We start from the raw sequence: 14,728 nt of genomic DNA, 5'->3' as shown, positions 1-14,728 counted from the left end.
AACGTGTTTAAGCTTCGTAAAATAGTTCTGATGTTGCTTTGTCGGCCACTTTTGAAGAAAGTGACGCCGCGACGGCTTCATCTGAATAATCTTCACGTTTTTCAGGGTTCATACCCAGCTTTTTAATCAGCATCATATCGGCATCCGCTTCTGGGTTTTCTGTTGTGAGTAGCTTATCACCATAAAAAATAGAATTAGCGCCCGCAAAGAAACACATCGATTGCATTTGCTCGTTCATCGCAGTACGCCCTGCCGATAAACGTACATAACTTTTTGGCATCATAATACGTGCCACAGCGATGGTGCGAATAAATTCAAAATGATCAAGGTCATCGACATCTTCCAGTGGCGTGCCCTTTACTTTTACCAGCATATTGATAGGCACACTCTCTGGTTGCTGATCTAAGTTTGCAAGTTGCATCAATAAACCATAACGGTCTGCGGCTTGTTCACCCATGCCAACAATACCGCCAGAACATACTTTCATGCCTGCATCGCGCACGTTGTCTATTGTATTTAAGCGGTCTTGATAAGTACGGGTGGTAATAATCTGTTGGTAATATTCTGGTGAGGTGTCTAGGTTATGATTGTAATAATCAAGTCCTGCTTCTTTTAGGGCGTGCGCTTTTTGATTATCGAGCATGCCTAAAGTCATACATGTTTCAAGGCCTAATTCTTTTACTTCTTGCACCATTTTTTCGATGTAAGGCATGTCACGATCTTTAGGATCTGACCACGCAGCGCCCATACAAAAACGCGTAGCCCCTTTTTCTTTTGCGGCACGCGCTTGCTCAACAACTTTTTCTACTTCCATAAGGCGCTCACGCTCAAGATCTGTTTTATAATGTCCTGATTGTGGGCAGTATTTACAGTCTTCTGGGCATGCACCCGTTTTAATAGAAAGTAGCGTTGAAATTTGAACTTCATTAGGATTGAAATTTTCGCGGTGAACACTGGCCGCTTTAAACAGTAAATCGTTAAATGGCATATCAAATAATGCTTTTACTTGTTGGTGGGTCCAATCGTGACGGACAATTGCGTGCTCCATAATCTTCTCTTTTTAAATTTATTAAGACGGTCTGATTGGCTTAGTCTACGTCTTGACGTAACATTGTCAACGAATCCAAGCGGAGCAAAGTTTACATATGCACAATAAACAAACAATTGATTTAGATTTTGATCGTGAACATATTTGGCACCCTTATACGTCCATGACCACCCCGCTTCCCGTTTACCCTGTAAGCCATGCAAAAGCGAACCGCATTTTTTTAGAAACAGGCGAAGCACTCATAGACGGTATGGCATCGTGGTGGAGTGCGATTCACGGTTATTGTCATCCTGTACTAAACGAAGCCATTACCAAACAGTTAGGTAAAATGAGCCATGTTATGTTTGGTGGTTTAACCCATAAACCTGCGGTTGAACTTGCCAAAAAGCTCGTTGAGATCACACCATCAACATTAGATAAAGTGTTTTTAGCAGACAGCGGCTCTGTAAGTGTCGAAGTGGCTATCAAAATGGCATTGCAGTATTGGTTAAGCCAAGGTATTAAAACCAAACAAAAATTAATGACCCCGCTTAAGGGATATCATGGTGATACCTTTGCAGCAATGAGCGTATGCGATCCCATTAACTCTATGCACAGTATGTACTCTGGGTTTCTCCCTGAGCATGTGTTTGTACCCGCCCCCGTCTCCCGCTTTAATGAAACCTTTGATATACATGAAGCAGAAACACTCGAGGTTTTCTTTAAAGAGCATCATCAAGACGTCGCCGCTTTTATAATTGAACCTATAGTACAAAACGCAGGGGGGATGAACTTTTACCACCCTGAGTATCTTCGCCATATAAGAGCACTTTGCGATAAGTACAATGTACTGCTTATATGTGATGAAATTGCCACTGGGTTTGGCCGTACTGGCAAACTTTTTGCCGTTGAACATGCCGACATTGAGCCCGATATCATGTGTATTGGTAAAGCACTCACCGGAGGGATGATGACGTTATCAGCCACATTAACGACATCAAAGGTGGCCGTTGGCATAAGTGAAGGCGAAGCCGGTGTACTTATGCATGGCCCCACATTTATGGGGAATCCACTGGCCTGTGAAACTGCCTGTGCAAGTATTGATTTATTACTAGAGCAGCCTTGGCAAGAGCAAATTGTGCATATTAATAAGGTGCTTACTGAGCAGCTAAGCAAGTGTAAGCAACATGCCAATGTGGTGGATGTACGGACACTTGGTGCAATTGGTGTGGTAGAGCTAAACCGCCGTGTTGATGTGGCTAAAATACAACAGTTTTTTGTAGAAAAAGGGGTTTGGATCCGCCCATTTGGAAAACTTATTTACTTAATGCCGCCGTACATTAGCAGCGAAACTTGCTTAGAAAAATTGTGTGGCGCAATTGATGACGCCATTAGCCAAAATATGTTCTAGACACAAAAAAGGAAGCGTATGCTTCCTTTTACCATTCAAACATATAAGCCATTTTGCTTATCATTCTTAGCGGCACTTTGTGCTCACAGCGTTTAGCATATAAATGCTGAAGTGACTTGTCTTTGATTTCACCTACAATCACTTCTTTAACCTGATAACCTAACGCCGTAGCAGCTTGTGCATAGGCAATAAACTCCCATTTTTTTATATTGGTGTTATCTACAATCACCAAGGGGATTTCTTCAGCTAAGGCATTAATAAATCGAGCTAAGTTTAAATTATGATATTCAGGGAGCTTAAATTTATCGAATTGATAGACACCTTCGCTGTTATAAAAATAATCATCGGTTGCGCACACAACATAATCACTTTCATTACCAGCCACCAATTCATCGGCAAGGCTTTGCGCATAATATGATTTACCTGAGCCGGGTAAGCCGCGAAGAATAAAAACTTGTTTCATAGCACCTGTAATACAAATAAGTTAAAAACAATAAGAAACGATTTCTTGTTTAGGATTGATAATAATGCCACAAAATAACCAATTAGCGCAGCGAGAATTTAAATAATCGTCATTTTAACGCAAAATATTGATGCTATTTTATCCAATTGAAGAAAAACTTCTAAAGAGTGTGCCGGAATAGTTTTTTTATTTGATTTACGAAGGTAAGATAGTCGATTCAAGTGCAATGCACAGCATTATAATATTAGGCAACTTATATCATTGGAGTGAAGATGAGCCATTTAGCGATTTCAGAGCTATTAAAAGGCAAGGTTGCGGTAGACAGCCAAGTAACAGTAAAAGGCTGGATCCGTACACGCCGCGATTCAAAAGCAGGAATTTCATTTTTAGCCGTTCATGACGGTTCGTGTTTTGATCCTATTCAAGCGGTAGTACCTAATTCACTTAATAATTATGATGAAGTTACACGTTTAACGGCGGGTTGTTCTGTTTCTGTAACAGGTGTGCTTGTGCAATCTGCTGGCCAAGGTCAGTCGTTTGAAATTCAAGCAAACACGGTTGAAGTATTAGGCTGGGTAGAAAACCCAGACACCTACCCTATGTCAGCTAAACGTCATAGTATTGAATACCTTCGCGAGCATGCGCACCTACGCCCACGCACTAACATTATGGGTGCAGTAACACGTGTTCGTAACTGTTTAGCACAAGCTATTCACCGTTTTTATCATGAGCAAGGTTTTTACTGGATCAGTACGCCTATCATTACAGCAAGTGACTGTGAAGGTGCCGGTGAAATGTTCCGTGTATCAACACTTGATATGCAAAATCTACCACGCACAGATAAAGGCGATATCGATTACAGTGAAGACTTCTTTGGTAAAGAAGCATTCTTAACTGTATCTGGTCAGTTGAACGGTGAGACGTATGCGTCTGCTATGTCTAAAATCTATACCTTTGGCCCGACTTTCCGTGCTGAGAACTCAAACACATCGCGTCACTTAGCCGAATTTTGGATGGTAGAACCTGAAGTTGCGTTTGCTGATTTAGAAGACATCGCAAAGCTTGCTGAAAATATGCTTAAGTATGTCTTTAATGCCGTATTAACTGAGCGCCGTGACGACATGGAGTTTTTCGCACAACGTGTTGAGAAAACGGCCATTTCACGTTTAGAAGAGTTTGTAACCAAAGACTTTGCACAAGTTGACTACACTGACGCTATCGAAATTTTAAAAGCCTGTGGTAAACAGTTTGAATTCCCTGTTGAATGGGGTGTAGATTTACAATCAGAGCATGAGCGTTACTTAGCAGAAGAACATTTTAATGCGCCTGTTGTTATTAAAAACTACCCACGCGATATTAAAGCCTTCTACATGCGTCAAAACGAAGATGGCAAAACAGTAGCAGCAATGGATGTTGTTGCGCCTGGTATCGGCGAAATCATTGGTGGTTCACAGCGTGAAGAACGTTTAGACGTACTTGACCAACGCTTAGAAGAAATGGGCTTAGATAAAGAAGACTACAGCTGGTATCGTGACCTACGTAAATACGGCACAGTACCACATTCTGGTTTTGGCCTGGGCTTTGAGCGTTTAGTCGCTTATGTAACGGGTATGGGTAACGTACGTGACGTTATTGCATTCCCACGTACTAAAGGCAGCGCGACTTACTAAGCAAGCTTAAATGTTAGTGTTAAAAACCAGCCAATTGGCTGGTTTTTTTATACCTGTAAATACGCAGCCTTCTCAATTAAATCACCAGCATAATAATTACAAAAGCCAATCTATACTCTATAGTCAACGTTAGTGATTTATAAAGGGGCTATTATCAGACATGCTCATACACTCTCTTAAGATATTAACCCTCACCGCTATTTTTACCTTATCGCCCCGCTTGGTTGCCCTTGAAGAACCCGTTAATGCGAAACCGATTTTAATCGCAGGATCAACGACCGTTACAGAGCTACTTGTAGAAATTAAGGACGAGTTACGCAATGGCTTTGGCAACTCAATACAAATTAGACCCATGGGCAGTGATAAAGGCATAAAAGCCATTGCCGACAATGTGATTGATGTTGGCAGCAGTTCACGATACCTGACAAAGATTGAACAAGAGAAGTGGCCTTATTTAAAGCAAATTGTGATTGCACAAGATGCGCTTGCTTTTTTCATCAATAGTTCATTGAATATCGACAACCTGACCAGTAATGAGCTTAGAAACATCTACCAAGGTAAAATAAACACGTGGTCTAGCCTGTCATCAAAAACACCAAAATTAAGTAACAAAAATGATGAGATCCTACTTTTTAGTAAAGGGACTCATCACGGCAGTTTTGATGTGTTTTTAGAGTTTCTCGAACTTGATTACATTAAAGACCCCGATACAAACTACATAAGATTAAAAAATGCAGGCAACAGAGGCTTGTTTTCTAACCAGCGAGTGAGCCTATATGACCATTTCAACCAAGCGCTGGGCATTGTTCAACGGATTCCAAACGCGATTGCCTACGACTCTTACGGTGCAATAAGTAAACTCGAAGACGATAGACGCATTAATAAAGTAACACTGTTATCAATTAATAACGTTAAACCTTCCAAAGAAACGATAGAAAATGGCGATTATGAATTTGTAAGACCGTTAATTCTGATAGTTAATACCCAATCGCCCCGCTCTAAGCTGATTGGCGAAAAACTAGTAATGCTATTAAAGTCTCCACAAGTGCAAGCCAAAATGAGCAACCAAGGGTATTTAGCAGTGAATTAATAGAGGTGTAACCAATAGAAGACCTCTTATGTCTAAAAAACAACTTGAAGGTGCATAAACTTGTAGGCGCATAAAACAGTCTATTGAGCTCAGTAAAAGTTCGTCTAAACCGTACTAAGGAACAGTTAAAGCCGGTAAAGAAATCAGAGCAAATAAAGTCCCAAAGCAAGTTTATGTAACATGCCGATTTTCGATAAAGAAAAGTCGCGCGTTAGTTTCATGAATAACGCCTTACTCGTATTCAGATAGAAACGAGTATAAAAAAAGCTGCGCACCTAGAAGGTGAACAGCTTTTAACAACCAGAATCGTTATGTATTACAGTGCGTTTTCAAGCGCGGGTAATACATCAAATAAGTCAGCAACTAAACCATAATCAGCCACTTGGAAAATAGGTGCGTCAGGGTCTTTATTTATTGCAACAATGACTTTTGAGTCTTTCATACCCGCCAAATGCTGAATGGCCCCACTGATACCTACTGCAATGTATAAATCAGGGGCAACAATTTTACCCGTTTGACCTACTTGCATATCATTTGGCACAAAGCCCGCGTCAACTGCAGCACGAGACGCGCCAATTGCCGCACCTAGTTTGTCAGCGATACCGTTTAATAACGCGAAATTTTCACCATTTTGCATACCTCGGCCACCCGAAATAACCACCGGTGCTGCCGTGAGCTCAGGACGCTCTGATTCAGTTTGTTCTTGTGATACAAACTCGCTTAAGCCTACAGAACCTTTACTATCAATCGCTGAGACAGAAACAGGGGCTTGTTCAGCGGCCACATCAAAGCTGCTTGCACGTACAGTGATTACTTTTTTAGTATCGAGTGATTTAACGGTTGCAATTGCATTACCCGCATAAATTGGACGCTTGAACGTGTCAGCATCAATCACATCGATAATTTCTGAGATTTGCGCAACATCTAATAAGGCCGCAACACGTGGCATAAAGTTTTTGCCCGTTGTCGTAGCACTTGCCACAATGTGTGAATAATTGTCACTAAGAGATAAAACAAGATCAGCCACATTCTCAGCTAATTGGTGAGCGTAAGCGGTATCGTCAGCAACGAGTACATTGCTAACACCGGCGATCGACGCTGCCTTTTCGCTCATAGCCGCTAGATTTTCACCAGCTAATAATAAATCAACGTCAAAACCTAATTTAACAGCAGCGGTCATTGTTTTATGTGTTTCAGGCTTTAGAACACCGTTGTCGTGTTCAGCTATCACTAATGTTTTCATTTAGATCACCTTCGCTTCTGTTTTTAACTTTTCAACCAACGTCGCCACATCTTCAACGATAATACCGGCTGAACGTTTTTCAGGTTCATTAACTTCAACAAGCTGAATGCGCGGAGCAAGGTCAACACCTAAGCTATCTGCAGCAATGACCTCTAACGGTTTGCGCTTTGCTTTCATAATATTTGGCAACGATGCATAACGCGGCTCGTTTAGGCGTAAATCTGTCGTTACAATGGCAGGTAATTTAAGCGCGACAGTTTGTAAACCACCATCTACTTCACGCGTAACATTCACAGTACCTGATTGCACATCAACTTTAGAGGCAAAAGTACCTTGGCCACGTCCTGTTAAAGCAGCGAGCATTTGACCTGTTTGATTATTGTCTGAATCAATCGATTGTTTGCCTAAAATAACCAGCTCGGGTGACTCTTGCTCAACAATCTTACTTAATAGCTTCGCTACGTGTAGCGACTCTAGTTTTTCTTCAGTTTCGATATGAATCGCTTTATCTGCACCCAGTGCTAATGCTGTACGTAATTGCTCTTGAGATGATTTATTACCAATAGTTACAGCCACAACTTCTGTTGCCGTGCCTGCTTCTTTCAAACGAATAGCTTCTTCAATTGCAATTTCACAAAACGGGTTCATCGCCATTTTTACATTAGCTAAATCAACATCCGATTTATCTGCTTTAACGCGTGCTTTGACGTTATAGTCAATTACTCTTTTAATTGGAACGAGGATTTTCATCGTGACTCCATCAATTGTGTGTTCTTAAAGCTGACGTCTACGTCAACTTATTTATTTTATGATTTCAGACTACTTCCTGTTGACGTAAACGTCAACCTAAAATAACCTTAAAGTATTCACAGCCTGTAACGTTTCATTTGCAAGTATGAAATACGGTTCTTTTAATGCAGGTCCGTCACTGATAAGAGGTTTATATGGTCGAACGCGAAACCATGGAATTTGATGTTGTTATCGTAGGCGCAGGCCCAGCGGGTTTATCAACAGCTATTCGATTGGCACAACAAGCACAAGAAAAACAACAAGAATTAATGATCTGTGTGGTAGAGAAAGGCTCTGAGGTGGGCGCGCATATTTTATCGGGTGCAGTATTCGAGACACGCGCACTTGATGAGCTACTCCCAGATTGGCAATCATTAGGAGCGCCTGTTTCAACAAAAGTGACTCAGGATGACATTTACTGGTTTAATAACAGTGAGAAAGCCACCAGCATCCCCCACTTTGCGAGCCCGAAAACGTTCCACAATGATGGCAACTATATTGTTTCGATGGGCAATGTATGTCGATTTTTAGCTGAACAAGCAGAAAATCTAGGGGTAGAAATTTTCCCCGGATTTAGTGCGCACTCGTTAATTATCGAAGATGACACCGTGAAAGGGATTATTACCGGCGATATGGGTCTTGATAAAGACGGTAATGAAAAAGACGGCTATATGCCGGGCATGGAATTAAGAGCAAAATACACAGTATTTGCTGAAGGTTGCCGTGGTCATTTAGGCAAAGAGCTTATTAATCATTTTGCGCTTGATAAAGATGCATCACCCCAGCACTACGGCTTAGGCTTTAAAGAAATTTGGCACGTTGACGAAAGCAAACATAAACAAGGTACTGTGGTTCATGGTACTGGTTGGCCACTAACGGGTGATACAAGCGGTGGTGCGTTTATGTATCACAGCGAGAACAACCAAGTTGTGGTTGGTTTAATTGTCGACCTTAATTACTCAAACCCGCACCTGAGTCCGTTTGATGAATTTCAACGCATGAAACATCACCCAATCTTTAAAGACGTATTAGAAGGCGGTGAACGTATTGCGTATGGCGCTCGTGCGATAGCAAAAGGCGGCCTGCACTCTTTACCTAAAATGCATTTTCCTGGTGGCTTAATTGTCGGGTGTGATGCCGGCACACTGAATTTTGCTAAAATTAAAGGTAATCACACGGCAATGAAATCAGGCATGGTCGCTGCCGATGTGATTGTTGAGGCGCTTGCTCAAGGCAAAGAAAATAGCGATTTAGCTGAATATGCAACCGCATTTGAGCAAAGCTGGGCCTATAAAGAGCTGTATCAATCACGCAACTTTGGCCCTGTTATGCACAAGTTAGGTAAATTTTTGGGTGGCGCATACAACACACTTGACCAAAATATCTTTGCAGGGAAACTTCCCTTCAAGTTTGAAGACAATACACCTGACTATGCAACACTTGTTGATGCAAGTAGAGCCGAAAAGATTAGTTATCCCAAACCCGATGGCAAACTGAGCTTTGATAAATTATCGTCGGTGTTTTTATCAAATACGAACCATGAAGAATCTCAGCCTTGTCACTTAAAGCTCAAAGACAACAGCATCCCAATTAACGTAAATTTAGTGAAGTTTGACGAACCAGCACAACGTTATTGTCCTGCAGGGGTTTATGAAGTTCAAGAAATCGAAGGCCAAAAAGAGTTTGTGATCAATTCACAAAACTGCGTGCATTGTAAAACCTGCGATATTAAGGATCCAAGTCAAAACATTTGCTGGGTCACGCCTGAAGGTGCGGGTGGACCAAACTACCCTAATATGTAACGCACGTTACTCATTTAATTACTATTTATCCTAAATTGCAGGGGCTTCGGCCCCTTTTTTAGTCTATGCTTAAGATCTGTTTACCTTTGCAGATTAAGATTTGTTCAAACTTGGGACGCTTAAATCACGGCGCGTGGTTTGTAAGCTAGTGAGCTAAGTAAAAACCGAGCAACAAAGAGTAAAGCGCCCCTAAGCATTACTCAAAGGGGAGCGCCTGTTTGGTTTTGATGCTGCGTTATAGGCTATTCATGGGGATAACCACACGCCATAGCCGCTGCCTTGACTGAATCGCACACAGACTGCTGCAAATTTAACCTTGAAAGGTAAGCAAACCCTTAGTCGTGTTTAAATTTATAGTGAGTGATATATGCCGTCATCAAGTGTAACTTTTCGTTTTTTAGCTGAGCCTACTGATGTGAACTTTGGAGGTAAAGTACACGGAGGTGTTGTAATGAAATGGATAGACCAAGCAGGCTATGCCTGTGCAGCGGGTTGGAGCGGTCACTACTGTGTCACCGTGTCTGTTGCTGGCGTTAAATTCCAGCGCCCTATTCTTGTCGGACAAATTGTTGAAGTTAAAGCCAGTATTGCGCATACCGGTAAAACAAGTATGCAAATTTTTATTCAAGTGCGTTGCGGCGACCCTAAAACACAAAACTTAGTCGAAACAAATCACTGTGTTATTAGTTTCATAGCAATGGATGAAGCGGGTTACCCTATCGCGGTACCGACCTACACAGCTGAAACTGATGAAGAAAAGAAAATCGAAAACTACGCAATTAAAATGAAAGAGATTGCCATTGAAACAGAAACATTACTGCAAAAAGCGTAGTTAAGTAACTTCTACATAGCTGATTGAAATTGTTGCGCGTATGAAACTGAACAGCTGATCACTGATTAATCATACTGCGCAAAAAAAGCCTAAAACAGTGTTAAAACCAATACTTTAAGCGTATAAAATATATTGGCATATTCAGTGCAATAGTTTCTACGAGCGATATGAATACATCGTTTATTTATTTTTTAAAGGAGCTATTAAATGATTAAAGTAATTTCAATTTCTGCACTTTCTTTAGCACTACTTGGTTTTAATAACGCTGCCCATGCAGATACTTCCGAAATGGATTCTCCTCGTATTTATACTGGTATTGGTTATGGTCAATACTCTTTCCAATTTGAAGACAGTGAAAACGACACCGATTTCGATGATGATTCACAAATGCTTAAAGGCTACATAGGGACACAGTTCAATAAATACTTAAGCCTAGAGCTTGCCTATCAAAACTTTGATGAAGCAAGTGACATTGATTCAAAAGTAGAGCTTGATGGTATTTCACTCGCAGCGAGGCTTGCTGCCCCCATTACTGAGAGCTTTTCAGTGTATGCGAAAGGCGGGTGGCTTGAATGGGATGCCGAAGTGGAACAAGATTTAGGTGATCTTGGCAGCATTAGTGCAGATACAGATGGCGGCGATGTATTTTATGGCGCAGGTATTGAGTATGCTTTTACTACCAATATGCAAGTACGTTTTGAGTATGAGCGTTATGAACTTGAAGATGATATTGACCCTGATATGGATGTCGCATCGGTCTCTTTTCAGTACATGTTTTAATTTAGACCACTTAGTTTAAATGTTTAAAGGCAGCCCAGACTGCCTTTTTTTGTGTTTGCATGTAAAATGATGGCAGTTTTTCCTAATTACAACGCATTATGAGCGAATATCAATTAACGGCTGTCGGGCATATCCATTCTCCTTATAAACAAAAGTTTGCCATACCACGGCAACCACGTTTAGTACCCGAAGCAAAAGCAAAACTCGTTTTTACAGCTGATTTCAATCGTGAAGAATTTGTGCGTGGCCTCGATGAGTTTAGTCATATTTGGCTGCTATTTAGATTTCATGAAACAGCAGACAAAGGCTATTCAGCTATGGTACGCCCTCCTCGCTTAGGGGGTAACGAGCGTAAAGGTGTATTTGCAACGCGTGCCACGTTTAGACCCAACGCAATCGGTATGAGTGCCGTAAAACTTGAAGGCATTGAATACAAAAATGGCCAGTTGAGCTTATTGTTATCGGGTATTGATTTACTTGATGGCACGCCTATTTTAGACATTAAACCCTATTTACCTTATTCAGATGCAATGCATGAGGCCAGTGCTGGCTTTGCCGACACCCGCCCAGAAACAGATATGAGTGTAGAATTTAGCGAAGAATCGCTTGCTTTTATCGCTAAACAAACCGATTATCCCGAATTAAAAGCCTTTATCAGCAATGTGTTAAAGCAAGACCCACGCCCTGCTTACAAAAAGCAACGTGAATCAACACAAAGCTACGGCATGACATTATATGATTTTAATATTCGTTGGTTTGTTACTGGCGACCATAATACTGTAACCAGTATCGAAAAATGCTAGTTTTTAACACTTAGCGCTTTAGTGTCACCGCTTCCGCTGGTAAACTGAGCGCCTTGTTACTACTCAAATGATTTGAGTAAACGATAATAATTTTAACACTACTTGGAATAGAGATGCGTACCAGTCAATATATACTCGCAACACTTAAAGAAACTCCGTCTGATGCTGAGATTGTTTCTCATCAATTAATGCTACGAGCTGGCATGATCCGCCGCGTTGCGTCGGGTTTATACACGTGGTTGCCCTCTGGTTTACGCGTACTGAAAAAAGTAGAAAACATTGTACGTGAAGAAATGGATAAAGCCGGCGCAATCGAAATGCTAATGCCGATTATCCAGCCAGCTGACTTATGGGAAGAATCGGGCCGTTGGGAGCAATTTGGTCCTGAATTACTGCGTATTAATGACCGCCACAACCGCCCATTCGCACTTGGTCCGACGCACGAAGAAGTTATCACTGATTTCGTTCGTAAAGAAGTAAGCTCATATAAACAACTTCCACTGACTCTTTATCAAGTACAAACAAAAGTACGTGATGAAGTGCGTCCTCGTTTTGGTGTGATGCGTGCACGCGAATTCACCATGAAAGATGCGTATTCTTTCCATTTAAGTGACGAGTGTTTAGAAAAAACATACCAAGTAATGCACACAGCATACTGCAATATCTTTGAGCGACTGGGTCTTGATTACCGTCCAGTTATTGCTGATACCGGCTCTATTGGTGGCAGCGTATCGCATGAGTTTCATGTACTGGCTGAATCTGGTGAAGATGCCATTGCATTCAGTGATGCAAGTGATTACGCAGCAAATATCGAAAAAGCTGAAGCGCTTGCACCAACAGATGCACGTCCAGCAGCGACAAAAGAGCTTAAGGCATTCCCTACGCCAGATGCAAAAACAATTGCTGAGCTAAAAGAGCATTACGGGGTTAAACCTCATCGTGGCGTTAAAACACTGATTGTGTATGGCGCACCTGATGAAAACGAACAACGTGGTTTAGTGGCTCTTATTGTGCGTGGTGATCATGAATTAAATGAACTAAAAGCAGAGAAACACCCGCTTGTTGATTCACCTCTTGAAATGGCTAAAGAAGAAGACATCGTTGCGGCGATTGGCGCGAAACCAGGCTCACTAGGCCCTGTTGGTCTAAACATGCCTATTATTGTAGACCGCACTGCCAATGTAATGGCTGACTTTGTTGCCGGTGCAAACAAAGATGGCGAGCACTTTAGCGGCATTAATTGGGACCGCGATGTTGAAAACTATGAAGTTGCCGATATTCGTAATATTGTTGAAGGCGATCCTAGCCCATGTGGCCAAGGTACGTTACAAATTAAACGCGGTATTGAGGTTGGTCATATCTTCCAACTGGGTACTAAATACTCTGAAGCAATGAAAGCAGGTGTATTAAGCGAGTCAGGTAAAAACCAGATCATGACAATGGGTTGTTATGGTATTGGTGTATCGCGTATCGTTGCCGCAGCCATTGAACAAAATAATGATGAATACGGTATTAAATGGCCACAACCTATTGCACCGTTTGATTTAGCCATCGTTCCTATGAACATGCATAAATCTCATCGTATTCCTGATATTGCAAATAACTTATATGACGGTCTAAAAGCGCAAGGTATCGATGTGTTATTTGATGACCGTAAAGAGCGTCCAGGTGTTATGTTCAACGACATGGAATTACTCGGTGTGCCTTACACACTGGTTATTGGTGAACGAAACCTAGATGAAAATAAAGTTGAGCTTAAAAACCGTCGTACGGGTGAAAAGCTCATGCTTGATTTAGACACTGCAATCGCTGAAATTGCGGCATTAGTAAAAGGCTAAACCTTTTACGCTATCTCAGTTAAAAAAACCGCTTCGGCGGTTTTTTTGATCATGAGCACTTTGTCATAGATGTTTCGCTAAACCGTCTTTTTAATGTCACCTTCTATCCCTAGCATTTAGTTTATTACACCATGAGTAAATGCCATGAATAACACAACTAGCAGTAATAAAACTCACTATCCTGCCGTTTGGATTTCCGACGTTCACTTAGGTTACAAAGACTGCCAAGCTCAGTATCTATTAAACTTTTTAAATTCCATCGAATGTGATGTACTTTACCTTGTTGGCGATATAGTTGATTTATGGTCAATGAAACGGCAGTTTTTCTGGCACCCAAGTCACTATGATGTACTTGCGCTTATTCAAAAAAAAGCCAAAGACGGCACGCGTGTTATTTACATACCAGGAAACCATGATGAAACTTTTCGTCATTACGCCAACGAGTCATTATTTGGTATAGAAGTTCATAAAAAATATATACACACCACGAAGGCGAATAAACGTTTTTTGCTTTTGCACGGTGATGACTTTGATTCAGCAACCCGTTACAACAAGCTAATTAGTATAGCGGGTGATGCTGGATACGATTTTTTACTCTTTTTAAACCGCTGGACAAACCGAATTAGACGTTTGTTTGGAGGGAATTACTGGTCGCTTGCTTCGTGGATCAAAGCACGCGTACACAAAGCACGTGCAGCAATTGAAGCCTTTGAAAATGCAGCAATTCATGAAGCAAAAAAACAAGGCGTTGATGGCATTATATGTGGCCATATTCATCACCCTGCGGTGAAAATTGTCGATCATATTGTGTATTGCAATGACGGAGATTGGATAGAAAACTGCACAGCGCTTGTTGAAAACAGTTGCGGAAAAATTGAGTTGCTACATTGGAGCGAAACACAAAAAGTCATTCACTCTGCAGATATCAGCAAATTAAAGCTAACCCCCGCCTTCGACAAAAGCCAAGATGCGGCATAAGC

General features: G+C 41.4%; 13 protein-coding genes. 9 read left to right on the top strand and 4 right to left on the bottom strand.

Going from position 1 to position 14,728, the window contains the following annotated elements:
• Positions 1 to 7 precede the first annotated feature (7 nt).
• Positions 8 to 1,048, bottom strand: a complete 1,041-nt coding sequence (gene bioB / locus BWD47_RS05100) for a biotin synthase BioB (RefSeq protein WP_036968319.1) — start codon at positions 1,046 to 1,048, stop codon at positions 8 to 10.
• Between the two features lie 97 nt (positions 1,049 to 1,145).
• Here bioB and bioA point away from each other — a divergent pair, with 97 nt between their 5' ends.
• Positions 1,146 to 2,438: an adenosylmethionine--8-amino-7-oxononanoate transaminase gene (gene bioA, locus BWD47_RS05095; RefSeq protein ID WP_075593549.1), complete on the top strand. Its 1,293-nt coding sequence runs from the start codon at positions 1,146 to 1,148 to the stop codon at positions 2,436 to 2,438.
• Positions 2,439 to 2,466: 28 nt separating this feature from the next.
• On the opposite strand, the gene BWD47_RS05090 is transcribed toward bioA, so the two are convergent.
• Positions 2,467 to 2,901, bottom strand: coding sequence for an ATP-binding protein (locus tag BWD47_RS05090; protein WP_036968312.1), 435 nt, complete (start codon positions 2,899 to 2,901; stop codon positions 2,467 to 2,469).
• A 272-nt stretch (positions 2,902 to 3,173) separates the two neighbouring features.
• Between BWD47_RS05090 and asnS the strand changes: the two genes are divergently transcribed.
• Together asnS and BWD47_RS05080 are read left to right on the top strand one after the other, a co-directional pair.
• A complete protein-coding gene (gene asnS / locus BWD47_RS05085) occupies positions 3,174 to 4,571 on the top strand; it encodes an asparagine--tRNA ligase (protein WP_036968310.1) in 1,398 nt (465 codons plus the stop codon).
• Between the two features lie 160 nt (positions 4,572 to 4,731).
• Positions 4,732 to 5,661, top strand: a complete 930-nt coding sequence (locus BWD47_RS05080) for a PstS family phosphate ABC transporter substrate-binding protein (RefSeq protein WP_074989598.1) — start codon at positions 4,732 to 4,734, stop codon at positions 5,659 to 5,661.
• 316 nt (positions 5,662 to 5,977) lie between these two features.
• Here the strand turns inward: BWD47_RS05080 and BWD47_RS05075 are convergent, their stop codons facing one another.
• Positions 5,978 to 6,904: an electron transfer flavoprotein subunit alpha/FixB family protein gene (locus BWD47_RS05075; protein ID WP_065979951.1), complete on the bottom strand. Its 927-nt coding sequence runs from the start codon at positions 6,902 to 6,904 to the stop codon at positions 5,978 to 5,980.
• Entirely contained in the window at positions 6,905 to 7,654 is a 750-nt protein-coding gene (locus BWD47_RS05070) for an electron transfer flavoprotein subunit beta/FixA family protein (protein WP_036968304.1), read from the bottom strand. It lies immediately after the preceding gene.
• Positions 7,655 to 7,848: 194 nt separating this feature from the next.
• Here BWD47_RS05070 and BWD47_RS05065 point away from each other — a divergent pair, with 194 nt between their 5' ends.
• The 6 genes from BWD47_RS05065 (at position 7,849) to BWD47_RS05040 (ending at position 14,726) form a co-directional block, all read left to right on the top strand.
• The gene (locus BWD47_RS05065; RefSeq protein WP_036968302.1) at positions 7,849 to 9,495 is read left to right on the top strand and encodes an electron transfer flavoprotein-ubiquinone oxidoreductase; all 1,647 of its coding nucleotides are present in this window, start codon (positions 7,849 to 7,851) and stop codon (positions 9,493 to 9,495) included.
• Between the two features lie 367 nt (positions 9,496 to 9,862).
• Positions 9,863 to 10,327 (top strand): acyl-CoA thioesterase, encoded by a 465-nt coding sequence (locus tag BWD47_RS05060; RefSeq protein WP_036968300.1) that lies wholly within the window; start codon positions 9,863 to 9,865, stop codon positions 10,325 to 10,327.
• A 207-nt stretch (positions 10,328 to 10,534) separates the two neighbouring features.
• The gene (locus BWD47_RS05055; protein WP_036968298.1) at positions 10,535 to 11,107 is read left to right on the top strand and encodes an outer membrane beta-barrel protein; all 573 of its coding nucleotides are present in this window, start codon (positions 10,535 to 10,537) and stop codon (positions 11,105 to 11,107) included.
• Between the two features lie 98 nt (positions 11,108 to 11,205).
• The gene (gene tsaA / locus BWD47_RS05050; RefSeq protein ID WP_036968295.1) at positions 11,206 to 11,910 is read left to right on the top strand and encodes a tRNA (N6-threonylcarbamoyladenosine(37)-N6)-methyltransferase TrmO; all 705 of its coding nucleotides are present in this window, start codon (positions 11,206 to 11,208) and stop codon (positions 11,908 to 11,910) included.
• Between the two features lie 113 nt (positions 11,911 to 12,023).
• The gene (locus tag BWD47_RS05045; protein ID WP_036968292.1) at positions 12,024 to 13,748 is read left to right on the top strand and encodes a proline--tRNA ligase; all 1,725 of its coding nucleotides are present in this window, start codon (positions 12,024 to 12,026) and stop codon (positions 13,746 to 13,748) included.
• Between the two features lie 144 nt (positions 13,749 to 13,892).
• Positions 13,893 to 14,726: a UDP-2,3-diacylglucosamine diphosphatase gene (locus BWD47_RS05040; RefSeq protein WP_075593548.1), complete on the top strand. Its 834-nt coding sequence runs from the start codon at positions 13,893 to 13,895 to the stop codon at positions 14,724 to 14,726.
• The last annotated feature ends 2 nt before the right edge of the window (positions 14,727 to 14,728 follow it).

Source organism: Pseudoalteromonas sp. PAB 2.2 (genome assembly GCF_001938575.1).
Classification (GTDB): domain Bacteria; phylum Pseudomonadota; class Gammaproteobacteria; order Enterobacterales; family Alteromonadaceae; genus Pseudoalteromonas; species Pseudoalteromonas lipolytica.
This window is presented reverse-complemented; position numbering and strand designations above follow the sequence as displayed.